24 protein-coding genes are annotated in these 24,248 nt (G+C 69.5%); 21 read left to right on the plus strand and 3 right to left on the minus strand.

Annotation, left to right across the window (positions count from 1 at the left end):
- Positions 1 to 2 precede the first annotated feature (2 nt).
- The 10 genes from AC57BS_RS17465 (at position 3) to AC57BS_RS17510 (ending at position 10,023) form a co-directional block, all read left to right on the plus strand.
- Positions 3 to 782, plus strand: a complete 780-nt coding sequence (locus tag AC57BS_RS17465) for an SAF domain-containing protein (RefSeq protein WP_496412710.1) — start codon at positions 3 to 5, stop codon at positions 780 to 782.
- A complete protein-coding gene (locus AC57BS_RS17470) occupies positions 782 to 1,615 on the plus strand; it encodes a hypothetical protein (RefSeq protein ID WP_496412711.1) in 834 nt (277 codons plus the stop codon). Before AC57BS_RS17465 ends, AC57BS_RS17470 begins: the two co-directional genes overlap by 1 nt.
- The gene (locus AC57BS_RS17475) at positions 1,615 to 3,111 is read left to right on the plus strand and encodes a TadA family conjugal transfer-associated ATPase (protein ID WP_496412757.1); all 1,497 of its coding nucleotides are present in this window, start codon (positions 1,615 to 1,617) and stop codon (positions 3,109 to 3,111) included. The genes AC57BS_RS17470 and AC57BS_RS17475 overlap by 1 nt, the downstream gene beginning before the upstream one ends.
- Positions 3,111 to 3,986 carry a type II secretion system F family protein gene (locus AC57BS_RS17480; protein ID WP_496412712.1) on the plus strand — a complete coding sequence of 292 codons (876 nt, stop codon included), beginning with the start codon at positions 3,111 to 3,113 and terminating at the stop codon, positions 3,984 to 3,986. The genes AC57BS_RS17475 and AC57BS_RS17480 overlap by 1 nt, the downstream gene beginning before the upstream one ends.
- Positions 3,987 to 3,991: 5 nt before the next feature.
- Entirely contained in the window at positions 3,992 to 4,891 is a 900-nt protein-coding gene (locus AC57BS_RS17485; RefSeq protein WP_496412758.1) for a type II secretion system F family protein, read from the plus strand.
- Between the two features lie 36 nt (positions 4,892 to 4,927).
- Positions 4,928 to 5,125, plus strand: a complete 198-nt coding sequence (locus tag AC57BS_RS17490; protein WP_496412713.1) for a hypothetical protein — start codon at positions 4,928 to 4,930, stop codon at positions 5,123 to 5,125.
- Positions 5,126 to 5,176: 51 nt separating this feature from the next.
- Positions 5,177 to 5,590, plus strand: coding sequence for a TadE family protein (locus AC57BS_RS17495; protein ID WP_496412714.1), 414 nt, complete (start codon positions 5,177 to 5,179; stop codon positions 5,588 to 5,590).
- Positions 5,591 to 5,694: 104 nt separating this feature from the next.
- Positions 5,695 to 6,303: a TadE/TadG family type IV pilus assembly protein gene (locus AC57BS_RS17500; RefSeq protein WP_496412715.1), complete on the plus strand. Its 609-nt coding sequence runs from the start codon at positions 5,695 to 5,697 to the stop codon at positions 6,301 to 6,303.
- 26 nt (positions 6,304 to 6,329) lie between these two features.
- Positions 6,330 to 6,743: a pilus assembly protein TadG-related protein gene (locus AC57BS_RS17505; protein WP_496412716.1), complete on the plus strand. Its 414-nt coding sequence runs from the start codon at positions 6,330 to 6,332 to the stop codon at positions 6,741 to 6,743.
- 25 nt (positions 6,744 to 6,768) lie between these two features.
- A complete protein-coding gene (locus AC57BS_RS17510) occupies positions 6,769 to 10,023 on the plus strand; it encodes a LysM peptidoglycan-binding domain-containing protein (RefSeq protein ID WP_496412717.1) in 3,255 nt (1,084 codons plus the stop codon).
- A gap of 406 nt (positions 10,024 to 10,429) precedes the next feature.
- Here the strand turns inward: AC57BS_RS17510 and AC57BS_RS17515 are convergent, their stop codons facing one another.
- From AC57BS_RS17515 to AC57BS_RS17525, 3 genes are all read right to left on the minus strand, one after another.
- Positions 10,430 to 11,347 (minus strand): nucleotidyl transferase AbiEii/AbiGii toxin family protein, encoded by a 918-nt coding sequence (locus tag AC57BS_RS17515; RefSeq protein ID WP_496412718.1) that lies wholly within the window; start codon positions 11,345 to 11,347, stop codon positions 10,430 to 10,432.
- Complete coding sequence (locus AC57BS_RS17520; RefSeq protein ID WP_496412719.1) at positions 11,344 to 11,901, minus strand: type IV toxin-antitoxin system AbiEi family antitoxin domain-containing protein; 558 nt, start codon at positions 11,899 to 11,901, stop codon at positions 11,344 to 11,346. The genes AC57BS_RS17515 and AC57BS_RS17520 overlap by 4 nt, the downstream gene beginning before the upstream one ends.
- Before the next feature lie 602 nt (positions 11,902 to 12,503).
- The gene (locus AC57BS_RS17525; RefSeq protein ID WP_496412720.1) at positions 12,504 to 13,055 is read right to left on the minus strand and encodes a hypothetical protein; all 552 of its coding nucleotides are present in this window, start codon (positions 13,053 to 13,055) and stop codon (positions 12,504 to 12,506) included.
- Between the two features lie 336 nt (positions 13,056 to 13,391).
- On the opposite strand from AC57BS_RS17525, the gene istA reads away from it, so the two are divergent.
- From istA to AC57BS_RS17580, 11 genes are all read left to right on the plus strand, one after another.
- Positions 13,392 to 14,633: an IS21 family transposase gene (gene istA, locus AC57BS_RS17530; protein WP_496412721.1), complete on the plus strand. Its 1,242-nt coding sequence runs from the start codon at positions 13,392 to 13,394 to the stop codon at positions 14,631 to 14,633.
- Complete coding sequence (gene istB / locus AC57BS_RS17535; protein ID WP_496412722.1) at positions 14,633 to 15,427, plus strand: IS21-like element helper ATPase IstB; 795 nt, start codon at positions 14,633 to 14,635, stop codon at positions 15,425 to 15,427. Before istA ends, istB begins: the two co-directional genes overlap by 1 nt.
- A gap of 431 nt (positions 15,428 to 15,858) precedes the next feature.
- Complete coding sequence (locus AC57BS_RS17540; RefSeq protein WP_496412723.1) at positions 15,859 to 16,749, plus strand: hypothetical protein; 891 nt, start codon at positions 15,859 to 15,861, stop codon at positions 16,747 to 16,749.
- Positions 16,750 to 16,825: 76 nt separating this feature from the next.
- A complete protein-coding gene (locus AC57BS_RS17545) occupies positions 16,826 to 17,074 on the plus strand; it encodes a hypothetical protein (protein WP_496412724.1) in 249 nt (82 codons plus the stop codon).
- A complete protein-coding gene (locus AC57BS_RS17550; protein ID WP_496412725.1) occupies positions 17,071 to 18,009 on the plus strand; it encodes a hypothetical protein in 939 nt (312 codons plus the stop codon). The genes AC57BS_RS17545 and AC57BS_RS17550 overlap by 4 nt, the downstream gene beginning before the upstream one ends.
- A gap of 19 nt (positions 18,010 to 18,028) precedes the next feature.
- Positions 18,029 to 18,358: a hypothetical protein gene (locus AC57BS_RS17555; protein WP_496412726.1), complete on the plus strand. Its 330-nt coding sequence runs from the start codon at positions 18,029 to 18,031 to the stop codon at positions 18,356 to 18,358.
- A 94-nt stretch (positions 18,359 to 18,452) separates the two neighbouring features.
- Complete coding sequence (locus AC57BS_RS17560; protein ID WP_496412727.1) at positions 18,453 to 19,178, plus strand: hypothetical protein; 726 nt, start codon at positions 18,453 to 18,455, stop codon at positions 19,176 to 19,178.
- Positions 19,175 to 20,551 carry a TrbL/VirB6 family protein gene (locus AC57BS_RS17565; RefSeq protein WP_496412728.1) on the plus strand — a complete coding sequence of 459 codons (1,377 nt, stop codon included), beginning with the start codon at positions 19,175 to 19,177 and terminating at the stop codon, positions 20,549 to 20,551. Before AC57BS_RS17560 ends, AC57BS_RS17565 begins: the two co-directional genes overlap by 4 nt.
- Complete coding sequence (locus AC57BS_RS17570) at positions 20,548 to 22,086, plus strand: SCO6880 family protein (protein WP_496412729.1); 1,539 nt, start codon at positions 20,548 to 20,550, stop codon at positions 22,084 to 22,086. The genes AC57BS_RS17565 and AC57BS_RS17570 overlap by 4 nt, the downstream gene beginning before the upstream one ends.
- A gap of 126 nt (positions 22,087 to 22,212) precedes the next feature.
- Complete coding sequence (locus AC57BS_RS17575) at positions 22,213 to 22,662, plus strand: hypothetical protein (protein WP_496412730.1); 450 nt, start codon at positions 22,213 to 22,215, stop codon at positions 22,660 to 22,662.
- Entirely contained in the window at positions 22,659 to 24,200 is a 1,542-nt protein-coding gene (locus AC57BS_RS17580; RefSeq protein ID WP_496412731.1) for a putative type IV secretion/conjugal transfer ATPase, read from the plus strand. Before AC57BS_RS17575 ends, AC57BS_RS17580 begins: the two co-directional genes overlap by 4 nt.
- Positions 24,201 to 24,248: the final 48 nt, after the last annotated feature.

The raw sequence follows: 24,248 nt of genomic DNA on the forward strand, positions 1-24,248 counted from the left end.
ATGTGACCAGCCTGGATTCTCGGACTTCGCGCCGGGCGAACAATGGACGTGTCAATCCGCTTCCGGGCGGGCTGCCTGGTGCTGCCTCGCTGTCGAAGGCGGTGTCGAAGGCTCCGCGCAAGTACGGCCAGATGCTGATCAGCGTGCTGGTTGTGATCGCGGCGGTGATCGCGGGTGGCTGGCTCTATGTCAACAAGGGCGGCGTGGAGGAGGTGTTGGTGGTTGCCCAGCCGATCCCGGCCGGGCACCCGATCACCGAGGACGACGTCCGCACCTCCAAGGACCCGCTGCTGGTCTCGCGCAGCGTGTCTGGCATCGAGGGGGCGATCCTGGTCTCCGATGTCGACTCGGTGTTCGGGCAGCGCACGACGGTCGCACTGTTGCCGGGTCAGGTGCTGACCGTGGACTCGGTGACCACCGACCTGCTGCCGCAGGAGGGCAAGCGACTGATCGCGGTGAACCTCCCGGCCGGGCGCGTGCCGGACACCTTGGCGGCAGGTTCGGTGGTTGACGCGATCGCGGTGCCGCAGGAGGGCCAGTCGGGCGACCCGAAGGCGCTCGATGACCCGGTGGTGATCTCGGCCGGCGCCACGGTGTACTCCTCGAAGCAGTCGCAGGACGGCACCGTGGTGGTGACGATCCTGATCGCGGAGACCGATGCGAAGACGGTGGCGGCGTACGGGGCGGTGGGGCAGTTGACGCTGCTGCAGGCCCCGATCACCGAGGGCGACCCGGCTGACTCTGCCCCGCAGCCCGATGCATCTACCGGGGGGCAGGGCTGATGCTGATCGCTGTGTGCTGCGACCGCGGCGCCCCGGGGTCGACGACGACGTCGTTGGTGTTGGGTGTCTCGACGCCGGAGCCGACGATCGTGGTCGAGGCTGACCCGTATGGCGGTGACCTCGCGCTGCGGTGTGTCGCACCGGGTGGCCACGGCGAGGCGTTCCCGCCGACTCCGACGGTGCTGACCTTGGCGACCGAGGCGCGTACGTCGGTGACCCCGGGGCTGGCGGCTGGCAGGGCACATGAGTTCACCGGGTCGACTCGGGTGGTGCCGGGGCACTTCTCGGCCGAGCAGGCCGCGGGTGTGAAGAACTGGGCTCCGCTGGCGGAGGCGCTGCGTGCCTCCGCGTCGCGGGTGGTTGCCGACCTGGGCCGCATCCATTCCAGCTCGCCGACCATCCCGGTCGCGGCGGCCGCGGATGTGGTCGTGATGGTGACCCGCCCGGAGGTGGGTGCGGTGATGCACCTCAAGGACCGGCTGGAGCGGCTTGCTCCGGTGCTGGCGAACATCCGCAACGCACCGCCGGTGGTGGTGCCGGTGGTGGTGACGCCGAAGCGGATCGCCGGCTCGGTGGTCGAGCACGTCGGGCGGATCCTGGCGCCGAGCAACGCCGCTGGCGTGATCGCTGGGATCGGCTGGATCGCGCTGGACCCGACCGGGGTCGAGGCGATGCACGCCGGTCGGGTCGGCGGCAAGAACGCACGTACCCCGTTGTTGAAGTCCGCGGGCGTGCTCAACGACCAGATCAACCAGGCCGCTGGTGTCGGGCCGTACGCAGCGGACGAGGCCGCAGTGCTCGATGCGCTCGCCGGCCAGGGGGGAGAGGCGTGATGGAGAGCAACGGACTCGGCTCGAACGGGCGCGGTGCGCCCGTGAACGGGATGCAGCTGAAGCAGCTCGTGCCGGTTGACCAGGTGCTGGTCAAGCGTCTCCAGTCCAGGGTGGGTGCTCGTCGCGGGAAGGCGTTGGAGGAGTTCCGCCGCACAGGCCAGCCGATCCCGAAGGGGGAGGACGCTCGGCAGCACACCGAGGCACTGCTGGCCTCGGTGCTGGCCGAGTACGAGTCCGACCTGGTCGAGGACGGCCGTCCGCCGCTGGAGGAAGACGCCCGGGACCGGCTCGAGGCCGCGCTGAAGGCGCAGCTGTTCGGCGCGGGCAACCTCGACCAGCTGCTGGAGGATCCGGAGGTCGAAGACATCGTGATCAACAGCTGGCAGAGCGTGTTCGTCACCTACGCCGACGGCAGCAAGGCGCAGCTTCCTCCGGTGGCGTCCTCGGACAAGGAGCTCGAGGAGATCGTCAAGACCATCTCGGCTCACGACGGCCTGTCGACCCGGCCCTTCGACCTGATCAACTACCACGTCACCCTCCGGCTGCCCGACGGGTCACGTCTGCACGCAGTCCAGGGGGTGAGCGCAAACGGGTTGTCGATCTCGATCCGCAAGCACCGCCACCTGAGGGCCACCTTGCTTCCGGTTCCCGGGCTGGCCGAGCGGGAGCGAGCCGCCGGCGTCCCGGCGTCGCTACGCACGAAGGACCTGCTGAGTGAGGGGACCGTTGACCATGACCTCGCCGCGTTCTTGTCGGCGCTCGTGAAGTCGCGTCAGAACCTCATGATCGCCGGGGCGGTGGGTGCGGGCAAGACCACGCTCCTGCGGGCGCTGGCCTCCGAGATCGACCCGATCGAGCGTCTGGTCACCATTGAGCGGTCCATCGAGCTCGGCCTGCACGAGGACCCCGAACGCCACCCTGACATCGTGCCGCTCGAGGAGCGGCTGGCGAACGTCGAGGGGGAGGGCGCAGTCGCCCTGGCAGACCTGGTGCGCGACTCCCTGCGTATGAGCGCCTCTCGGGTGATCGTGGGCGAAGTCTTGGGTGATGAGGTCATCACGATGCTCAACGCCATGCAGCAGGGCAACGACGGTTCGCTCAGTACGATCCACGCCAACTCATCGCGCGACGTCATCGCCAAGATCCAGACCTACGCGCTGCAGGCACAAGAGCGGCTGCCGTTCGAGGCCACCAACGGCCTGATCGCAAACGCATTGAACTTCATCGTGTTCCTTCGCCGGATCCGCACCGAGGACGGCAGTCAGCGCCGCATCATCGAGTCGATCCGTGAGCTCGCCGGGCGTGATGAGGACGGCGTGAAGACGACCGAGCTGTGGAAGTACAACAAGGCCACCGGCCGTACCGAGTTCACCCGCAAGGCGATCATCCGCGAGGAGGCGCTCCTCGACGTCGGATGGGACCCCGACGGCACGAGGGAACTGAACAGGTTCGCTGAGCCGACCGGCACCAACGGCGATGAGGGGTGGCAAATCTGATGACCCCCTTCGTCGCCTGCATCCTGGCGGTCTGTCTCGGCATCATCGGGGTGATCCGCACCGCCCACGGCAAGAACCTGCTCCCGGCCCGGGTGACCACCGCCCGACGTAAGGTGGCCGACCCCCAGCAGACCGCCCGGCAGGTCACGATCGCGCTGATCGTCGGGGTCGCAGTCGGGATCTTGACCCGCTGGCCGGTGGCCGGCCTGATGGCGGTCGCCGTGGTGATCTTGTGGCCGAAGCTGGCGCGCTCGGGTGCGATCGAGAAGCACAGCGTCGCCAAGATCGAGGCGATCGCCAACTGGACCGAGTCGCTCCGCGATGCCGCAGCATCCGAGTCGGGGCTGGAGCAGGCGCTGCCGGCAACACTGGACGGTGCGCCCGCGCTGCTGCGCCGACCGCTGCGGAACCTGGTCAACGCCCTGGACCTGCGTACGCCGCTGCCGGTCGCATTGGCGCACTTCGCCGACGAGGTCGACGACCGAGGCGCCGACAAGGTCGTGATCGCCCTCTCACTGACCGCTCAGCAGCGCGCCGGAAGCCTCAAGCGGGTCCTCACGACCCTGGCCGCCAACACTCGCGCCGAGCTGGAGATGCGCCGCCGGGTCCTCACCGAGCGCAACGGGGTACGACGTCAGTCCAACCAGGTCGCTCTCGGCCTGCTCGCCTTGGCCGGCCTGCAGGCAGTCTTCCTGCGCGGCTGGGTCGAGCCCTACAGCACGATGTACGGGCAGATGGTCCTCGCGGTGCTGGCCGCGGTCTACGTGGGCCTGCTCGTCCGGCTCCAGCGTCTGGCCGAACCCGAGCCGCACCCCAGATTCCTGTCCGGGGCGGAGCCCCTGGCACAGGCCACGAACCGGGAGGTGGCCCGGTGATTGCGATGCTGATCGTCTCGGCCGTGGCGGGCGTCGCACTACTTCGGCTGCACCGGCTGGCGTTCCCCGCCGCGCCGCCCCTGGCCGACCAGGCGGCACGGTGGGAGCGGGCACGCGCCCGGGCCGGCCGCCGCGCCCGCCTGGACATCGCCCCCGAGGACCAGACCTGGTCGAAGCGGGCCGCGGAGTGGTTCGCCGACAATCTGCGAACCCGCCGACCCGACGACATGCAGACCTACGAGCGTGACCTCGCCGTCACCGGTCAGCTGATGGAGGAGTGGCTGGCCAAGGTGCTGGTGTGGTTCCTGATCGGACTGCTCGGCCCTATCGCCCTGGTCCTGCTGGGCAACGCCGCCGGTCTAGGGATCCCGATGCTTGCTGCTCCCGCCCTGGGTGTCGTGGGGGTCGTGGTCGCGGTGATCGGCGAGGTCAGGGAACTACGGGAGAACGCTGCGAAGCGACGCGCCGAACTCTGCGACGCGCTCTCGGACTTCCTCGACCTGGTCGTGATGTCGATGGAGGGCGGCCGCAGCCACGCCGACGCGCTGCCCACCGTCGCGCAGATCGGCACCGGCTGGGCCTTCCACACCCTCTACGACGCGATCGACAACGCCCGACCCAACGGCATGACCCCGTGGCAGGCACTGGGCGCAGTCGGCGAGCGATTCGGCGTCGTCGAGCTCCTCGACCTGCGGGCATCGCTGAATCTCGCGCAGGACGAGGGCACCAGCATCCGCAACACCCTCATCGCCCGCGCCCAGTCGATGCGCGATGCCCGCCTCGCCGATGGCCACGCCCGCGCGAACAAGTCCACCGACGCGATGCGCAACAACCTGATGGTCATGGCCCTCGTGGCCGCCGCCTACGTGATCCTCGCCCGCGTCCTGTTCCTGTTCACCGCCTAACCCCAACGTTCACTCCTTGAAGAAGGGAACCACCTCATGAACGAGTTCACCCAACTGCAGATGGTGCTGGAGTACTGGCGCTCCCGCTGGGAGGTCGCCCAGCGAGACGAGCGCGGAGCCTCGGCACCGGAGTACCTCGTGCTGCTGCTCGGCATTCTCGCGATCGCCGCGCTGGCGATCATCGCCGTGCGCACCTTCGTCACCAACAAGGGCAACGAGCTCAACGGCAAGTAGAGCCGCAAAGCCATCCCTGCTACCGGACACCGCGAGCGAAGAAGACCAACCATGACCATCCCCAACCGCGACCGGTCCCCATGGGGCCTACGCCCGCCCCACCGCGACGAGCGCGGCATCGCGGCCCCGGAGTTCGTGCTCGTCATGCCACTGGTGATGCTGATCTTCCTGATGCTGGTGCAGTGGTCCGTGCAGCTCTACAACGACCGGATCGTGCACGCCGCGGCCCGTGAGGCAGCGGTCGACGCCGCCTCCTGGGAAGGCACCGAAGACGCCGGCAGGCAGACCGCCAACGAGTACCTGGCCAACTCCGGCAACGACCTGTCCAACACCAGCGTCAACATCAACGTGGGAGCGACCGAGGTCACCGTCACCATCTCCGGCGAGGTGATGACTCTCTTGCCCGGCTTCACCAAGCGGGTCTCGGCCACAGCCACCGTGCCACGGGAGAGGTTCGCGGAATGACCCGGCTGACGAGCACGACAGCAGACCCGGGAGATGCCATCGACTCCTTCAGCCACGACGGCCCCGGCGGCTATGCAGCGCTCGCAGCCCAGCATCCGGACCTGATGGCCGCCCTCCGCGAGCTGACGCCCGACGACGAGCCGCTGACGATCGGCGGGGACTGCGTCACCCGCCAGACAGATGGGTCTTGGCGAGTCCGACGTGACAGGAACCTTTCCTCGCCGGGGGTCGTCGTCCAGTCGCTCGGTGCCTCCCGCCACCGCTACCCGCGGCGCGGCCGTTCCTGGCGAGGGCGTCTTCGCGCACCCAGGGACGAGCGCGGCTACGCTGCCGTCGAGCTGCTGGCGATGACCACCGTGCTGGTCGGCTTCATCACCGTCGTCGTCGGCGGGGGCCGGATCGTCGACTCGAACAGCCAGGTTGATGACGCCGCCTACGCGGCCGCGCGGGCAGCATCCCTGGAATCGAACCTCGAGGCCGGACAGATCGCCGGCCGCGACGCGGCGGAGGATGCGCTGGCAGATCGGGGCAAGGCCTGCACCCGCCTGACCGTGTCGTTCGCGGGAACCGACTTCCGCACCTCGGGCCACGTGAGGGTCGAGGTCACCTGCCACGCGAACCTGAGCGACGTCGTCGGGTTCGGCCTGCCCGGCGCCAAGGACTTCACCAGCACGGCCGTGGTCCCCATCGAGCAATACCGGCGGCTGCCATGACGGGTTCACGATTTCTGACGTCCCCGATGATCCGACGGCTGCGGCGTCGGCGCGATGAGCGGGGTGTGGTCTCAACGTGGACGATCCTCATTGCCTCGGGGGTGTTCCTGGTGCTGCTTGGCCTGGTCTATGACGGCGGCAACGCCATGAATCAGCGGATCGCGGCGCACCGCGCCGCAGAGCAGGCCGCTCGTGCGGCCGCCGACGAGATGCGCGGCGTCCGTGACGGCACCGAAGGAATCAACCAGGCGACCGCGACCGCCCGCGCCAACCAGATCCTGCAGCAGGCCGGCTGGAGCGGCACCGTGAACATCGACGGCCTCGACGTCACGGTGAGGGTGACCGGTAAATCGGACAACGCGTTCCTCAACGTCCTCGGCTTCACAAGCTTCCCGGTCGACGAGACCGGCACCGCAACGTCCATCACGGGCCCGAACTAGGTTCCCGGGAGAGAGAAGAAACAACATGCTGGGATTGGTCAAGCGACTCGGAGCCCTCGCACTGCTGCTGGGCCTCCTCGTCGGGTTCCCTGCCCTGCTGCTCGCGGCTGTGGGCAACCCGTGGCCCGACGGCGGGTTGAACGAGCTGTCGCTCATGAGCAACTCGGCCGTGCTCGGGATCGTCTCGCTGGTGGGCTGGTTCGTCTGGGCGCAGCTGCTGCTGTGCACCCTGTGGGAGATCCCGCCCGCGCTGCGCCACGAGACCGAGGGGGCCTCGAGGCTGCCGATCGCGGTCGGTGGCCAGCAGAGGTTCATCCGGATGCTGGTCCACACCGTGCTCGCGGTCGGAGTCACCTCGACGACGCTGCTCGGTTCCCATGCAGCCACCTCGGAGGCTGCCCCGGCCGCACGGCTGCCTGTCACCCATGTCGCACACCAGGCTCCGGTCGCGAACCCGGAGACCAGTCCCGGCACCCCGCCGGTCACGTCCGCCCCGGACACCACCCAGGACCAGCGGGCCGACCATCCGAGGATCGTCACCGACAAGGGCGACACCTTGTGGGGCCTGGCCGAGAAGCACCTCGGCGACGGGTTCCGCTGGCAGGAGATCGCGGACCTGAACCAGGGGCGGAGCATGGCCGACGGACGCACCTTCAACAACCCGCGCAGCATCGAGCCTGGCTGGGAGCTGCTGCTGCCCGCCGATGCGAGCAACCTCGTCGGCGACCACGACCACGACCCCGGGACCGAGACCGAGCGGGTCGTCGCCCCCGGTGACACCCTGACCGGAATCGCTAAGGAGACCAGCGGTGACCCCGGCAACTGGCAGGCGCTGTACGAGGGCAACAAGGACGTGATCGGCAGCGACCCCGACCTCATCTACCCCGGCCAGGTGCTCGTACTGCCGGGCACGGGGGCCGTCGACCCGGACACGGACCAGCCGCCCCAGCGAGAACCCGGGCAGCGCGACCACATGCCCGGCAAGTCCACCGACGGCCAGCCCGGGCAGGGAGACGACACCGGCCCCGACAGCTCCACAGGCGGCGACGAGGAGGCCGGGCACGACCAGGAGCAGACGCCTGCCGATCCGGCCACCCCGACCGCACCCTCGCAGAGAACGACCCAGGACTCCCCGAGCACGGAACAGGTCCCGGCCCACACCGCCGAGGCGGACGAGGCCAGCGACGACAGCGGCATCACGGGCCTGCGGGCGCTTCTGGCCACCGCCGCCTGCCTCTCGGTCGGAGCACTAGGACTGGTGGCCGCCAACAGGCGCCGCCAGTTCCGCCGCCGCCGGATCGGTCGCACGATCGCCTCGACGCCCGACGATCTCGTCGAGGTCGAGCAGACGATCATCGAGAACGGCTCGGAGGCCCAGGAGGACGTCGCGTTCCTCGACCGGGCGCTTCGGCACGTGGCCGCATCCTGCAAGGTAGCCGGCAACCCGCTTCCCCAGCTGGGCGCCGCCGTCCTCGGCGATGAGGACCTGACGCTGCTGTTCACCCACCCCGCCCCCGGCGACCCGCCGGAGGCCTGGACGGCGACCGATGACGCCCGCGCCTGGATGCTTCCGCGCTGGACCTACCTCGAGCAGGACCTGGAGACCCAGCCCGCCCCGTACCCGGCGCTGGTGAGCATCGGGCAGGACGACGGCGGCCGCACCTGGCTGCTCGACCTGGAGACGCTGGGCACGTGCGGGATCGGCGGCGAGCCGGAGCAGGTGGCCGACGTGGCACGGTTCATGGTCGCCGAGCTGGCGGTCAACGCATGGTCGGAGGGCAGCGAGGTGCTGCTGGCCGACCAGTTCGGCCCCGAGACCATCGGCCTCAACCCCACCCGGCTGCGCCAGGTCCAGCGCAGCGACGCCCTCGCCCGGGCCGCGGTGCTGACCGGTGAGATGGGTGAGGTAGAGCAGAACCTCGACGCGGACGTGTTGACCCGGCGCCGCGATGGACTGCTGCTCGACAGCACCAACCCGGTAGTGGTCGTGGTGTCGTCTCGACCCGAAGACGCGTTCGTCGCCGACATCGAGGACCGGGACCGCTCCCGGGTCGTGGTCGTCCACAGAGATGAGGAGTCGCCGGCCGTCGAGCTGACCGGCGATGGGATGGCGTTCCTGCCGATGTGGGCCATCAGCGTCAAGGCCTTCACGCTGCCGACCTCCGAGGCGGAGGCCATGGCGGCGCTGATGTCCTCGACCCGCAACCTCGAGGACCAGCCGGTCCCGGCCACCCAGTCCGATGAAGGGCCGTTGGGCAAGTACGCCCGGGCCGACGGGTCGCTGCGGGAGGAGTACACCGAGCCGCGGCGCACAGCGGGCAACGACCCATCCTCGATGCTGCCCGATGCCGACGAGGTCTACCTGGCCACCGCGGCTACGACCGCCGAGGACCTCGCCGCGGCCGCGCCGAGTGTTCCGGAGGAGATCCGCGCTGAGATCGCGGCACTCGATCCGACGCTGGACCAAGACGTCGCTGACTGGTTCGACGAGTCTTCGCCGCGGCCCAAGGTGCACCTGCTCGGGCCGGTCGCGGTGACCGCCCTCAACGGTGGCGACCCCGCGTCGATCGACAACGCGGGAGGCACGGTCTCCTTCATCGCCTACCTGGCCGTCCAGGACCAAGGGGTCACCGGGGGGCGTGCCGCCGTAGCGTGCGGGTGGAAGACGCAGAAGACGGTTCAGAACCGTGCCACCAACGCCCGCTTCCTGTTGGGCACCCGGCCCGACGGGAGCGACTGGCTGCCGGACGCAAGCATGAGCGCTGGCGCTCGGCGGGGCACCAGCCCCACCTACGAGCTCGTGCGGGGGACCGGCGGGGTCCTCAACAGTGCGGACTTGTTCGTGCGGCTCAAGCACCGGGCCGAGCGCCGTGGTGACAACGGCTGCGAGGAGGACCTGGTGACCGCGCTGTCGTTGGTGACTGGTGCCCCGTTCGACGCGGCCACCGAGCACCGGTTCAAGTGGCTGTTCAAGCCGGGGCAGCAGCGGTGGGACGAGATCCTGGTGGGAGCCATCCATGACGCGGCCCACATCCTGGCGACGCGGGCGGTCACCGCTGGCCGGACCGACCTGGTCCGGGTGGCCTGCGACGCAGCCCGGAAGGCCAGCCCTCATAGTGACATCGCGTGGCTCGACGAGGCCGCGGCCACCGAAGCCGAGAGCGGTCGCGGCGCCGCTGGCGAGCTCATCCGCGAGCAGGTCCTCGACCGGTACGACGAGGACCTGCCGCCGCGCTCGGAGGCCGTCGTGGAACAGCGCGAGTGGGGTGCCACCGGGTAACTGAGCCCTGGCTGCTGACCGACGGACTCTCAGGGATGGCTTCGGCCTGCGAGCACGGGGGCGCGGAGGCTCGCGAATCCAGGGCGGCCGGAGGCCGTCGCGCAGCGACGCGAAGCGCCGTTGACTCGTGAACGTGCAGTCGTAGGCAGGCCGGTCAGCAAGCCGCTCGCCCACGTGCCTCCGGCGAGGTTCACGCTCAGCGGCGACACCCGCAGATAGGTCGCCAGAGCCGCATGGTCAACTCTTGCCCCAGGTACCTGTGGTCCTCGACGTGCAGGAACCCTGATGTGCCCACGGCGGGTGATGGTTCAGCCGGCGACACGCAGGTGCTCAAGGACGAGATCTGGGGTGTTGGCTTCGCTGTGCCAGTCTGTGGCGTCCTCCGCCGAAGTTCGTCGGCTGTGTCTCAGGTCGCGGTCGGTGGTGGCAGTACCCGTACCATCGGCGCGACCGCCGGGTCCTGGGATGCCTGGGCGGGGTCGTTGTCGAAGATCGGGTCGAGCGCGGCCGCGACGTGGGCCATCTGCTCGTCGAGGTCCGCTTCGCTGATGCCTTCCACCCGCTCCTTGCGTCTCCAGGCCGCCCACTTCGCCTGACCGACGGCCCCGTACCCGTCGACGGCGTCCCCGATGGGTTGTAGATCCACGCCTCGGTGGCGGGCAACGGCTTCGGCGGAGCGGCGTAGTTCGTCGGGGTCCAGCTCCTGGGTGTCGGCCAGTCGCACGATGTCCACGTAGTCGCGCCAGCGAGTGCTGGTGATGCCTCGTTCGAGGATCGTGACGCCCTTCTCGGCGATGATCGTCTCGGGGGCGTACCCCCACATCTCGACGTCTGCTCCCATCACGCGCGGGACACGCACGCGTCGCGGCGACGGGACAATGGGATCACCAGTGGAGATGTCCCAGGAGATCTGACAGCTCTGGGTGCCGAGCCAGGCCTTCACCCGGACGCGCAGGCCCGGATAGTCGTCGTGCTCACGGATCTCCTGCACGCTCAGCGAGCCGAGGTCGAAGAGCAGGCCGTCGTCGGCGTCGACCTCGGACAGGTCGCGCACGATCTGGGCGACGTGCTCGGCGGACACCTCGGCGCTGACCGCCTCGGCGTCGACGTCCTTGGTGGGTCGCCGGACGTCGTAGGCGCCGAGCAGGATGCCGCCCTTCAGCACGAAGTCGTCGGCATGGTCTGTTCGCGTGAGCCGGTCCAGGAAGGATTCGAGTGCATGCCGCGTCAGGAGTTCGGAGGTGGGGGCGGGCCGCCCTTCGGTGTCGGCGATGGAGTGGGCCTGCCGTTGGATCTGGCGGAAGACCTCGTCGCCGTCTCTCACGACAGCAGTTCCAGTGCGTGCAGGATCGGACCCTTGGCCCGGGGCAGCTTCGATGCGATCGCCATGAGCTCGGCGGGCTTTCCGCCTTGGCGCAGCCATTCGCGAAGAGCGTCGCGGCCGATCTCGTAGCCCAGGTCCCCGCGCAGCCGGAAGGCATCCGCAATGCAGCGCGTCGGCGAGTAGATGCCGATGGTGAGCTCGGAGCCGGGGATCGTGGTCTCGGTGCGCCCGAGCTCGAAGGTCTCGGCTGCGAAATGATGCCAGGCGATGGCCGAGGTGGTGGCGGGCGCCCGTGTCCCTCTCGGGATCGCGATGTCCAAGGCGGCGGGGATGGCGTCGGTGAGGTTGCAGTGGGCAAGCGCGGAAGTCAGGCAGATCGTGGCCTCCGGTCGGCGAGTGGCGGCCTCGATCCAGTCGAAGTCAGCGGGCGGGGCGTCGGCCGGTCGGTAGATCCCGCGGGCGATGCGGTCGAACTCGCCCGCCCGGATGGCGCGGTACAGCGCACTGCGGGACATGCCGAGGTTTCCGGCATGCTTGGCGTGCAGGGTCTCCATCGCTCCTCCTTGAATCAATCCGTGCACAGATAACCATACCTGTAAACGATTTGTTCCACCACCTCTGTACAAGGGGAGGGCTCCAGCCACGCGCCGAGCGCGCGCACACGGACCGTCGCCAGCCCGCCTGCGCGTTCCTCATCGTGATCGTGCCGCTCTTCTACTTCCTGTCGGTCATCCTCGTCGTCTTGTTCCTGCTACTCCGCTTCGCCGGACCGCGATGACAGCACCACCCAGCCGCCGAAGAGCGCTCGGCCGACTGGGGCTGGGGATTGTGCGCATGGAGCCAGGCATCGACAGCAACCGCACGCTAGGCCCGGCCTCCGGCCCGGCGTGATGTGAGACCAGCGGGTACGACGTCGGGCCTCGCCGGAGGACACCGAGCTGCGCGCCCCCCGGTGCCACCTCGGCCCTGGCCGCGGCGAGTGTGTGCATGTGCATCCCGTCAACGGGTTCACCGTCCGCCGAGACGTCAGGCCCTGGAGTGCGCCGGCGGACGCAAAGCGGGGCCGGGTACTGACGTGACGCGAGTTGCAAACATCCGTAAGCATCTTCACCGTTCGCCTGCATCTCAACTTGGGTGTCGAGACGCAGGCGAAGGGTCAGGGCTCGCCGGCGAGCGTCCGAAGAACCCGCGCGTCGTCACGGAGCGCACGTGCGAGCCCAGGCGCCTCGGCCGGATCGGTTTGGTAACCGACCAACCCGTCGTCGGCGAGCCCGCCAGCTGCATCCAGGAAACGGGCCAACCGGTGGAGCAGCCCGGCCGGTGCGCGGACCCATGGTTCGCCCTCGAGGTCCTCGGCCACCTGGTCCGCAACGACCAGGCCGAGGACGCCGATGCTGTGCGCCAGCTGCGCGACGGACTCTCGGGTGTGCTCGAGATCGTCGCGCTCAACGAGCCGGAGCCGGACCGCCTCAGCGAGGCCCGCACTGACCCGACCAGCAAGTCGAACCGGAATCCGCGAATCGCGCTCAGCGGAGAAGAGGTCAGCGCCCGGCGTCTCCTCGACGAAGCTGAACGCGAGCTTCTCGGCAAGCCCCTTGATCGCGTCGTCGGTCAGATAGCCGCGAGCGGTCGCCTCGCTGACGCGCGCTTGCGCGGCCACGAACATAACCCGCTCATCGATCAACTCGCCTGCCGCGCTCTGGGACATCGACATCCCAAGATCAGACAACGCTCCAACGAGCGTGCTGATCCGGTCGTCTCGCCACGCGCCACGGGATGTCATCGGGACCACACCTCAGTTCGGGGTGCGATGCCCAGGTCGCCGGACTCGATGGTCGCGTCGGAGGCTCGACGATCACCGGGCGAGGCTGCTTCGCGAGAAGCGGAAGACGTCGACACATCCCGAAGGCTAGGGGCACTGCTGCCGCAGCCCGGACCAGCCCGGACCAGCCCAGCCCGGACCAGCCCGGATCGGTGTCGACGACGCTTGAAAACGAGGCCATAGCGACGGTCGAAAACGAGGCCACCCAGACAGATTGGATGGGTGATCTCTGTGGAGGATTGGGCTCTGATCCGGCGGCTGGTGGCGGATGGTGTTCCGCAGCGTCAGGTCGCGCGGGACTTGGGCATCGGGCGGGCGACGGTGGCTCGGGCGGTGGCGTCAGACGGGCCACCGAAGTACGAGCGGCCGGCGGTGCCGACATCGTTCACGCCGTTCGAGCCGGCGGTGCGGCAGCTGCTGATCAAGACGCCGGACATGCCGGCGACGGTGATCGCAGAGCGGGTCGGCTGGACCGGCTCGATTACCTGGTTCCGCGAGCACGTCCGCCAGTTGCGGGCTGAACACAGGCCGGTGGACCCGTCGGACCGGTTGACCTGGCTGCCGGGTGATGCTGCGCAGTGCGATCTGTGGTTCCCGCCGAAGAAGATCCCGCTCGAGGACGGCAGCACGGCGTTGCTGCCGGTCATGGTGATCACCGCGGCGCACTCTCGGTTCATGGTCGCGAAGATGATCCCGACCCGGCATACCCAAGATCTGCTGCTGGCGATGTGGCTGCTGCTGCAGCAGCTCGGACGTGTCCCGCGCAGGTTGATCTGGGACAACGAGTCCGGGATCGGCCGCGGCAAGCGGCACGCCGACGGCGTCGGTGCGTTCACCGGGACCCTGGCCACCACGCTGGTCAGGCTCAAGCCCTACGACCCCGAGTCGAAGGGTTTGGTCGAACGCAGGAACGGGTTCTTCGAGACCTCCTTCATGCCCGGCCGGGACTTCGTATCGCCGGCCGACTTCGACGCCCAGTTCACCGAGTGGCTGGCCACGGCGAACGCCCGGGTGGTGCGCACGATCAGGGCCAGGCCGGTCGACCTGCTCGACGCCGACCGGGCGGCGATGCTGCCGCTGCCACCGGTGGCACCGACGGTGGGATGGGTCAACCGGGTCCGTCTGGGGCGCGACTACTACGTCCGCGTCGACAGCAGCGACTACTCCGTCGACCCGAACGTGATCGGCAGGTTCGTCGACGTGCACGCCGACCTGGCCCGGGTCGACGTCCGTCACGACGGACGCCTGGTCGCGTCCCATGACCGAGTCTGGGCACGCGGGATGACGGTCACCGACCCCGCACACGTCGCCGCTGCGAAGTTGTTGCGTGAGCAGTTCCAACTGCCCCGACCAGCCGCGGATCCCGACGAGGAACTCGGGCGGGACCTGGCGGACTACGACCGTGCCTTCGGCCTGATCGACGGCGGACTCACCGATGGCGCTGCGGACGGCGAGGTCGCCTGATGGCCACGAAGAAGGAAGCGGCTGAGGCGCTCAAGCAGCTGACCTACCTGGCGTCGGCGTTGAAGGCGCCCCGAATCACCGAAGCAGCTGGTCGGCTGGCTGACCATGCCCGCGACGCGGGGTGGACCCATGAGGAGTACCTCGCCGCCGTGCTCGACCGTGAGGTCGCCGCCCGAAACGCATCCGGTGCCCAGTTGCGGATCCGTGCCGCCGGGTTCGGCTCCCGCAAGACGCTCGAGGAGTTCGACTGGGACGCCCAACCAGCCGTGCGCCAGCAGATCGCCGCACTCGCATCCGGCGGGTTCCTCACCGAAGCACGCAACGTAGTGCTGCTGGGACCGCCCGGCACCGGCAAGACCCACCTGGCCACCGGCCTGGGCATCGCGGCTGCGCACCACGGCCACCGGGTCCTGTTCGCAACCGCGACCGAGTGGGTCACCCGGCTCACCGACGCCCACCGCGCCGGACGGCTACCCCAGGAACTGGCCAGGCTGCGGCGCTACGGGCTGATCATCGTCGACGAGGTCGGCTACCTGCCCTTCGAGCAAGACGCCGCGAACCTGTTCTTCCAGCTCGTCTCATCGCGCTACGAACACGCCTCGCTGATCCTCACATCGAACCTGCCCTTCAGCGGCTGGGGCGGTGTCTTCGGCGACCAGGCCGTCGCCGCAGCGATGATCGACCGCGTCGTCCACCACGCCGACGTCCTCACCCTGAAGGGCGCCAGCTACCGGCTACGCAACCGCGGGATCGACACCCTGCCCAGCATCAAGACCCAAGACACGGCAGACTAGACAGCACGAACCGGTGGCCTCGTTTTCGAGCGTCGGATCGGCCTCATTTTCGAGCGTTGCCGACAATCGGACCGGGCGGGGCCGGGCCGGAGCGGACAGTGAACGGCCTCCCAGACTCTCGAACGCCAACCTCGCAGCTGACATAACCCGGGTTGCAAACGATCCGTAGGCAATTTCAACCTTCGCTGCATCTCGACATGGGGTGGCCCGGGGGCACGGCAAGCCGGTCGGCCGATCTTTTTCCAACCCTTTTGCCGATGGCCTGGTGAGCGGCCTCACCGGCGCTGACCGGCTGTGTTGCGTTTGGTGAGCGGGGTTGGTGAGCGGTCACCGGGCCGGTCCGGGGGTGTGGTGAGCGCTGTGGTGAGCGAGGTGGTGAGGGGTTGGTTCTGCAGTAGGCGCGTCCTGATCGCCTCTCTCGGAGGACCGCCATGTCGGCCAGTCACCCCGCCCACGAAGTCACCATCGGCGCCGGATCCCAGATCCCGAACCCACGCCTGTCCTGGAGCGAGGGCCAGCACCGGCGGCGCAAGGCCCAGAGTGCCCTGGCGACCTCGGTCATCAGCAGCTTGGAGCGCTCCGGGAAGTGGACCGAGTGGCTGCAGGTCGAGCCCCGGCTGGCCGGGTTCGCCAGCCTCGAGGAAGCACGGGAAGGATGGCGTCGACGCGACGAGCGCTGCTACCAGGTCGTCGCCGGCCTGACCGCCCTCGGGTCCCGCCGCGGAGGCGATGACGACGACGCCGCGCTGGCCGTGGCGGTGCTGCTCGAGGACGGCGTGAGCCGGGTGGCGATGACCCTGACCGACGTGTGCGAGATCGACGACGTCAACGCCACGGTGTGGGAGGAGGTCAAGGGAGCCGAACCGCAGGTGGACTGCCACGCGGCCACCTACCTGCTGCGGCGCGCCCGGCAGCGCCTGAGCCGCCCGGCGGCCGGCATGGTCTCCCGGGTCGACACGACGTCCCTGGAGGCGAGGACCGAGGTGCACAACTCGTTGGTGCTCGGCAGCCATACCGACGGCGCGGGAGGCTCTGACCAGGACCGCGACCTGATCCTCGCGGTCCCCGAGGTCGAGGACCCGGTCGAGGATCTGGCCGACCTGCTCACCTGGGCGCGCGAGGTCGGCGTGATCGACACCGAGGAGATCGATCTGCTCGTCGAGCTCCTCGCCGCGGAGAACGACGGCCTCGCTCGCGAGGAGGCCCAGCGGGTCATCGGCGAGCGCCGCGGCGTCGCGATGCGGACGATCCGCCGTCGCCGCGACCGCACCGCCGCGCGGCTGCGGGACGCCGCCCCGAAGTACCTGGCGGCGATCGCCTGAGCACCTCGCTCAGCATTCTCGAAGAACGTTGCCGCGCCCTGTCCGATCCGGACAGGGCGCGGTTGCTTCTCCAAACATGAGCGAGCAGGCACACACCGCAGTCACCGTCTCCGAGCCGACCCCCGAGGTCGTCGCCCAGCTGCTGGGCGTGGTGGCCGACCACAGCGTCGACCACGCGCTGTCCGACATGGAGCGGATGATTGCGCGTCTGCGCGCCGACGATGAGGAGGCCGCGGAGGCACGCGAAGTGCTGCGCACCACCCCCGCCGCCGTTCTCCGTGAAGCGCTGCGGCTCCGGGCAGCCCGGATCGAGGCGACCCGATGAGCACCAGCACCGCGACCCGGTACTCCACCCGCGAGCTGAGGGCTGCCGCAGCCGCACTGGCGGCCGGCAAGTTCGCCACCCCGGCCACGCGACCCTCGGCACCGGAGACGGCCGAGGACCAGGACCCGCGGGCGACCCTCGAAGCGACCGCCGCGACCGAGGGGGAGCGTGACCGTGCCTCCCGCGGTGACGGCTCCACGTCGAGCCGGGGCGCCACGTCGGCGGTGTCGGCGGGGGCCGGGCCGCTGGTGCGGGTGCGTGCCGCCAACGCTGGCGCTGGGGCCTCGACGATCGCCCTCGCGCTGGCCGATGTCGCAGACGCCGCGGGTATCCGCACGCGTGTGCTTGATGCGGCCGCTCCGGCGTGGTCCGGACTGCTGGGCGCGACGGTCACCGAGCTCGGTGCCGCTGAGGGATGGCGCCGCGGGCGCCGCGGCGACGGCGTGCTGATCGACCGCGTCGAGGAACCGGTCCGGATGCCCCGGGAGGTGCCCAACCCGCGGTCGGTGGACGGCGTCGACCTGACGGTTCTGGACGCCGGCTGGTCGATGCGTGAGCTCGCCGCCTCCGGGGCGGGTTCCTGGGTCGCCACGACGCCGGCACGCGCGGAGGTCCTGGTGACCCGGCCGCATGGACTGGCGCTGAGCCAGACCGAGGCGGCGCTGGTGGATCTCGAGGACCAGCTCGCCCGCGACGGGGTCGTGGTCGTCGTCGTGGGCGCGGCCCGCTGGAGCGACCGCGAGTTCGCCCCCGCCGGACGGCTGCTGCGCGCAGCTCGACAGCAGGAGGCCGTTCTGTTCGCGCCGCTGTTGCCCGCCAAGGCCCTGCCGGGTCTGGGCCCCGAACCGCTGCCCAAGCAGCTCACAAGCCCCTCCCTGCGCCTGTTGGAGCGGATCAACACCATCACCGGCCCGCTGACGGCGAACCGGACCTGAAATGAAAGCAGGAGAAGAAATGATGATCGAGACCATCTCGGAGGTCGCCATCCAGATCGCGGCCGCGGGAAACATCAAGGCCGAAGGCGTCGGCGACGTGTGCGCTCAGGCCCCGACCGGAGTCAAGCCATACGTCAACGACATCCTCGGGTGGGTCAAGTACGGCGTGATCGCCATCATCATCGGCGCCGGCTTCGCCTCGTCGGGGGCGCTGATCGTGGGGAAGTTCGGCCAGATGGGCCGGGCCGCTCAGATCGGCGCCTCGGGGCTGTTCTGGACCGTGATCGGCGCGATCGCGTTCGTCTGCATCTACGCCATCCTCAACGGCATCGTCGGGAACGGCTGCTGACATGCTCGGCCGGACCCGACACGTCTACCGGTCAAAGCTGGTTGACCCCGACACCGAATGGACCCGCCGCAGGCTCCAGATCCTGCTGGGGGCCGTGGCTGTCGTCGTACTCGCCATGGCGGCGGGCGGCGTGTGGTCGGTGGTCAGCATGCTCCCCGGCTCCTCGTCCGGCGACGGAACCGGGTCCGATTCGGCACAGTCCGCCCAGGACCAGCTCGCCGACAAGCAGCTGCCCGACGCGCCCTTGGAGGCCGCACAGCCCGGAAGCCTGTCCTCGGGCGAGACCGGCACACTCGAGATTCCGGCACCGATGGAGGTGGGGGAGGTCGGTGTTGCGACCGGGTTCCCGCACACGCCGGAGGGCGCCCTGGCTCAGCTGGCCGCGATCGACACGACCGCGTTGACCTCGGCGTCGGTTCGGGTGGCCCAGGAGGTCATCACTGCGTGGGCCGCGCCCGGCGGTCCGACGGCCGAGAGCTGGTCGGGTGTGCAGGGCTTGGCCGCACTCCTGGAGTCGGCCGGCATGTCCTCGGAGGCTCAGAACACGATCACGATCGGGGCAGAGCCGAAGATGGGGTTCATCAAGGGCACGGTCGGTGACGACTTCGTCATTCCGTGCATCGACTTCATCATCACCGCCACCACCGCGTCAGGCCAGCCGCAGCAGGTCGCGGCCGCCGACTGCCAGCGCATGGTGTGGCAGGACGGCCGGTGGGTGATCGGCGCGGGCGAGGAGCCGGCACCGGCACCGTCGCTGTGGCCCGGCTCCCAGGCCTCCTTCGACGCCGGTTACCAGTGGCTGGAGGTGCCGCAGTCATGAGCACGCAGACCGTTGCGGGCATCATCCCCATGATCGATCTCAACCCCTTGAACTGGCTTGGGGACAAGGCCAAGGAGGGCTTGGCCGACGGGTTCACGTCGATGATGATGTCGATCTGGTCGGGCGCATTGTGGCTGCTCAAGACCGCGTTCGGACTGATCGACAACTTCACCCCCAACGTCGCCGACCCCGACCTTGCCAAGCTGTACTCGGTCACCTTGTGGATCGCGCTGGTGATCGCCCTGGTGATGGCGTTCGGCCAGATCGGCCTCGCGGTCATCCGGCAGGACGGCCGTGGGTTCGGCACCCTGGGGGCCGGGGTGGTGCAGTACGGCGTCGTCCTGTCCTGCTGGGTCACCGTGAGCGCTGGGTTCATCGCCGCCGCCTCCGGGCTGACCAAGGGCATCTTGGACACGCTGCTCGGTGTCGACAGCTTCTCCGGCTACGCGGCAGGCGACGGGTTCGTTGACCGCGTCTCGGGCACGACACAGGCGGCCACGCTCGGGATCTGTGCGCTGTTCATCCTGATCCCGGCGTCCTTCGGCCACATGGTGATCATGATGGTGCGCTCGGCGGCGCTGCTGATCCTGGTGGCCACCATGCCCATGGCTGCCGCGGGAGCGCTGTCGGAGGGCACGAAGTCGTGGATGTGGAAGTCGATCCGCTGGTTCGTGGCCTGCGTGCTGATGGAGCCGCTGCTGGCGCTGGTGGTGGGAATGGGCACGCAGTTCGCCTGGGCCGGCATGCCCGACGGTGAGGAGCAGAGCCCCGCTGAGAAGGTGCTGCACTTCTCCTCGACGTCGGAGAACATCGGCATGTCCGTGGTCGGGTCGATCATCATGCTGGTGGCCTGTTTCATGCCGCTGGTGTTGTTCCGGATGCTGGCCTTCGTCGACCCCGGCACCGCTTCGGGGGCCTCGTTCCGGTCGACGATGGACGCGAACGGCGGCGTCGCCGGCTTGGTGAAGGGCAAGGGCGCCGGGGCCCAGGCGTCCGGCTCTGGTGCCGCCAGCGAGTCCGCCTCCGATGGGCGCACCACCTCGGAGAACGGTGCTGAGGCTGAGACCGCGAACCGGTTCCAGTCCTCGGGGTTCAAGAAGTTCGGCGGCAAGGTCGGCGGGGTCGTCGGCGGGGCGATGGAGAAGACCGGGAAGGTCGCCCAGGGCGGCGCTTCGATGAGCGTCGACGTACTCGGCCAGTCCGGCATCGGCAACCAGGGCTACTACCCGACCGACCACACCCCCAAGCAGAAGCGGCAGGGACAGCAGGGGCAGAAACTCCGGCCGTTCAACGACACCAACGGCGACGGCGTCGCCAACGACATTCCCCCCGAGGCCCAGGCCGCAGTTGAGGACGGAGCGTTCATCGAATGAGTGTCTACGGAGCATCCGCGACCCGTGACCGGCAGGCCTGGCTCTTCGGGCTCACCGGTCCCCAGTTCTTCATGGTGCTGGCCGCCGGATTCCCGACCTGGATGGCGATCGCCACCGAGCAGTGGATCGCGCTGCTCGGCCTCGTCCCGATGTGGGGCATGGTTGCGCTACTGATCTGCCTACCGATCCGAGGCCACTCGGCCTTCCAGTGGATCGGCGTCCTGTTCCGGCACCTGGCCGGGGCAGCGTTCGGCTGGTCCCGGTTCCAGTCCAAGGCCGCCGCCGGCGACCTCGACCTCGGCGACATAGACGACGATGAGGAGGACGGCGACGCGGGCGAGGCGGACCTGCCCGGCATCCTGTCCAGCATCCAGATCCACGACGGCCCGCCGATGACCGGACAGACCGCACGCCCGGCGGTCATCCAGAACCACGCAACCCGCACGTGGGCGGCCACAGCGCGCATCGTCCACCCCGGTATCGGGATGAGCGACGACGCAGATCGGTTCCGCATGGGCGCCGGCCTCACCGAGATGATGGAGGCCGCGACGGCCGGCAACCAGATCGACCTGGTCGTGGTTCAGGTCCGCAGCATCCCCGACGACGGCACCGAGCGCGACGAGTGGGTCCGTCATAACGCGCGCCCCGACGAGCCCGAGGTTTCAGCCCGGGTCAACGCCCAGCTCGAGGCGATGACCGCCGGCGCGGCGGTGCGCCGGGAGGCGTTCGTGACCGTGGTGGTTCGTGAGGACGTCATCAACAAGGACGCCAAGCGCGCCGGGCGAGGCGTGATGGGTCGCGCGCGGATCCTGTATTCGGTGCTGGCCGAGGTGGAGGCTCGACTGACCGGTTCGATCGGCTGCACCCGGGTGAACTGGCTCGACAGCTCCGAGCTAGCTGTGGCGATCCGCACCGGCTTCGAGCCGGGCGATGCGCCCGCGCTCGCCGACGCGGCGATCCACCACCGCGAGGACCCGGCGATCCCGGCCGGTGTCCCGGTCGCGGCCGCCGGTCCGACGAACGCGTCGACCGCGCTGCGGTCCTACCGGCACGGGGAGTGGGAGTCGATCTCCTCCACCATCCTGCTGCCCCGCAAGGGTGCCCGGATGGGTGCGCTGGCGCGGGTGCTGGTGCCGTCCCAGCCGGGCGAGCGGCGCGCGCTGACGGTGTCCTACCGGCCGGTCTCGCAGCAGGCGGCCGACCGGGCCACCGGCCGGGCGCAGATGTCGGCGGTGATGGCCGGCACGCTGCGCGAGAAGGCCGGCAAGGTCGAGCGGGCCAAGGACCGCCAGTCGGTCGGCAAGCTGCACGAGCGCGACGAGAAGCTCGAGATGGGCCGCTCTCTGGTCAAGGTGTCCTCGGCGGTCTCGGTCACGGTTCCGGCCGGGTGGAACATCCAGGACTTCGGCCGCCGTCTCGACGCGTCGATCCGCATCAGCGGCTTCACCCCGCTCCCTCTGGACGGGGCACACGACGCGGCCTTCGCCGTGTCCGCGATCCCGCTGGGGGCAGGCCTGCCGAAGAAGCGCCGCTAACCCGAGAAGCGCGCAGACCCGGCCCGGCCTGAAAGAGCCCGGTCGTCAGATGTCCGATCTGGCGGCCGGGCTGTTGCTTCTCCAGGCATGGAGCACCAATCCGCCCTGCCGAAGGAGACACCTGTGATGTCGACGCGATCGAGGAACCGCTCGGACCTGAGCGCGGCGCGACCGCCGCTGGTTGGTCGCCTGCACGAGATAGTGACCACGCGCCCCGTCCCCACCCCGGAGCCGCAGGTGCCGTGGCAACCTCCCCACCTGGCCGGCCAGGCGCTGATCCAAAGCCCGCAGATGACGGTGCTCGGCCAGCTTGGCCGCGGGAAGACCTACGGCCGGCCGGGCTCCGTCGCCAAGGCTGCCCTGGCGCGATGGCTCTACGTCGACGCGATGCGACGCACGCGGCGTCCGGTGGTCGTCCTCGACCAGAGCGAGCCGTACCCGCACGCGTTCGTCCTCGACGAAAATGCCGGGGGCGAGCGGCTCGACCTCTCCGCGTACGCCGACCGCGTGATCGACCCACTCACGTTCGAGCGCGCGCTCTCGACCTCGCCGCGCGTGACGACGGGGGAGTGGTGAGCGTGGGGGCGACCAAGACCCGCGCTCGTGGTGGCCCGAAGACCTCGCGGCCGTCGTCGCGGACGATCGACGACCTGCTGTCGGACTTCGGGACCACGATGCCCCGCAAGGCGGCTCCGGTCGCGGAGCCCCCGGCGGAGAAGCTGTTCCCCGGGTCGGTCAAGCCCAACGGCGTACGCCGGATGGGGTATGGCTGGGCGGCCACCCTGCCCCCGCTGGCCGGCTATCAGATGACCTCGGAGGAGACCCCGGTCCTGTGGCCGCTGATCTCCGGCGACGGACTCCCGCCCTGGGGAGCGGAGATGGGCTACGACGTGCTCTCGGGCGGCAAGTTCTACTGCGACCCGATGGGCTGGGTGCTCGACGACTCGATCCCGGTCACCAACCCCAACATCTTCATCTTCGGCAAACCGGGCCGCGGGAAGTCCGCCACGGTCAAGGCGTTCATGCTCCGGATGATCCGCTACGGCTACCGGTCCCTGGTGCTCGGCGACGTCAAGGACGAGTACGAGGACCTCGCCCGGTTCCTCGGCGTCGACCCGTTCCGCATCGGACCCGGCCTCGCGGGCCGGATCAACCCGCTCGACCTCGGGCCGCTCGGCGTTGACTGGGATAAGCAGACCCGCGAAGAGCAGCACCGCCGCGCGAACGTGATCTTCAACCGCTGGCTGTTCCTGATCCGGGGCCTGATCGGCTCCCAAGGCGTGACCTTCACCCCGACCGAGGAGCGGGTCATCAACAAGGTGCTGCGGCACCTGACCGGCTGGTCTGTCGGTGCCTCCCAGCTCAAGCCGGTCACCATCCCCCAGGTGTGGGCGGCACTGGACTCGCCAACCAAGGAACTGGTCTCGGGCTGCCGCTACTCCTCCGAGCAGGCCTTCTACGACGGCACCCGGCCGCTGCGCGACGCTCTGGGTGCCCTGTGCGAGGGCTCGCTGCAGGGCATGTTCGACACCGAGTCGACCTTCCGCCCCGACTGGCGTGCACCGATCCAGACGCTGTCGCTGCGCTCGCTCCACGAGACCGGCAACAAGGTCGCCGTCGGCATCGCACTGATGTGCCTCAACTCCTGGGGCCAGGGCATGCGCGAGACCGCTCAGGCGGGCGATCGGCGGATCGTGCTCCGCGACGAGGCCTGGCTGCAGACCCGCCTGTCGCTGGACGCGGTCATGGCGCTGGACGCCAACCTGCGGCTCTCCCGCACCGAAGGCGACATCCAGCTGGTCACCTACCACAAGCCGTCCGACCCGCTCTCGGCCGGCGACCAGGGCAGCCAGGCCGCCCAGATCGCCAAGGACCTGCTCAACCTCTCCGACGTCCGCATCCTGATGGGCCAAGACGAGTCGGTCGCCGACGAGCTCGGCCGCCTGATGGGCCTCTCGGACATGCAGCAGAGCGTGATCACCAACTGGGCGATGCAGGAGAAGGGCCGCGCCCTGTGGATGGTCGGCGACCAGCGGTACAAGGTCCAGACGCTGCTAACGCCTCTCGAAAGGCGGCTCACGTACACCAACGACGCCATCGACCCGGCTCTTTAGAAGTGCGCGTGACTGTTCGTCGGATTTCTGACGGTTTCGCGCCGAGCT

Source organism: Nocardioides sp. BGA-UO-ETr-FS32, from assembly GCF_059567905.1.

Coding starts and splice junctions, on each gene's coding strand:
- AC57BS_RS17470 (WP_496412711.1), top strand. CDS start 782: ATGCTGATCGCTGTGTGCTGCGACCGCGGCGCCCCGGGGTCGACGACG.
- AC57BS_RS17475 (WP_496412757.1), top strand. CDS start 1,615: ATGGAGAGCAACGGACTCGGCTCGAACGGGCGCGGTGCGCCCGTGAAC.
- AC57BS_RS17480 (WP_496412712.1), top strand. CDS start 3,111: ATGACCCCCTTCGTCGCCTGCATCCTGGCGGTCTGTCTCGGCATCATC.
- AC57BS_RS17485 (WP_496412758.1), top strand. CDS start 3,992: ATGCTGATCGTCTCGGCCGTGGCGGGCGTCGCACTACTTCGGCTGCAC.
- AC57BS_RS17490 (WP_496412713.1), top strand. CDS start 4,928: ATGAACGAGTTCACCCAACTGCAGATGGTGCTGGAGTACTGGCGCTCC.
- AC57BS_RS17495 (WP_496412714.1), top strand. CDS start 5,177: ATGACCATCCCCAACCGCGACCGGTCCCCATGGGGCCTACGCCCGCCC.
- AC57BS_RS17500 (WP_496412715.1), top strand. CDS start 5,695: ATGGCCGCCCTCCGCGAGCTGACGCCCGACGACGAGCCGCTGACGATC.
- AC57BS_RS17505 (WP_496412716.1), top strand. CDS start 6,330: ATGATCCGACGGCTGCGGCGTCGGCGCGATGAGCGGGGTGTGGTCTCA.
- AC57BS_RS17510 (WP_496412717.1), top strand. CDS start 6,769: ATGCTGGGATTGGTCAAGCGACTCGGAGCCCTCGCACTGCTGCTGGGC.
- AC57BS_RS17520 (WP_496412719.1), bottom strand. CDS start 11,901: ATGGAGACCCTGCACGCCAAGCATGCCGGAAACCTCGGCATGTCCCGC.
- AC57BS_RS17525 (WP_496412720.1), bottom strand. CDS start 13,055: ATGTCCCAGAGCGCGGCAGGCGAGTTGATCGATGAGCGGGTTATGTTC.
- istB (WP_496412722.1), top strand. CDS start 14,633: ATGGCCACGAAGAAGGAAGCGGCTGAGGCGCTCAAGCAGCTGACCTAC.
- AC57BS_RS17540 (WP_496412723.1), top strand. CDS start 15,859: ATGTCGGCCAGTCACCCCGCCCACGAAGTCACCATCGGCGCCGGATCC.
- AC57BS_RS17545 (WP_496412724.1), top strand. CDS start 16,826: ATGAGCGAGCAGGCACACACCGCAGTCACCGTCTCCGAGCCGACCCCC.
- AC57BS_RS17550 (WP_496412725.1), top strand. CDS start 17,071: ATGAGCACCAGCACCGCGACCCGGTACTCCACCCGCGAGCTGAGGGCT.
- AC57BS_RS17555 (WP_496412726.1), top strand. CDS start 18,029: ATGATGATCGAGACCATCTCGGAGGTCGCCATCCAGATCGCGGCCGCG.
- AC57BS_RS17565 (WP_496412728.1), top strand. CDS start 19,175: ATGAGCACGCAGACCGTTGCGGGCATCATCCCCATGATCGATCTCAAC.
- AC57BS_RS17570 (WP_496412729.1), top strand. CDS start 20,548: ATGAGTGTCTACGGAGCATCCGCGACCCGTGACCGGCAGGCCTGGCTC.
- AC57BS_RS17575 (WP_496412730.1), top strand. CDS start 22,213: ATGTCGACGCGATCGAGGAACCGCTCGGACCTGAGCGCGGCGCGACCG.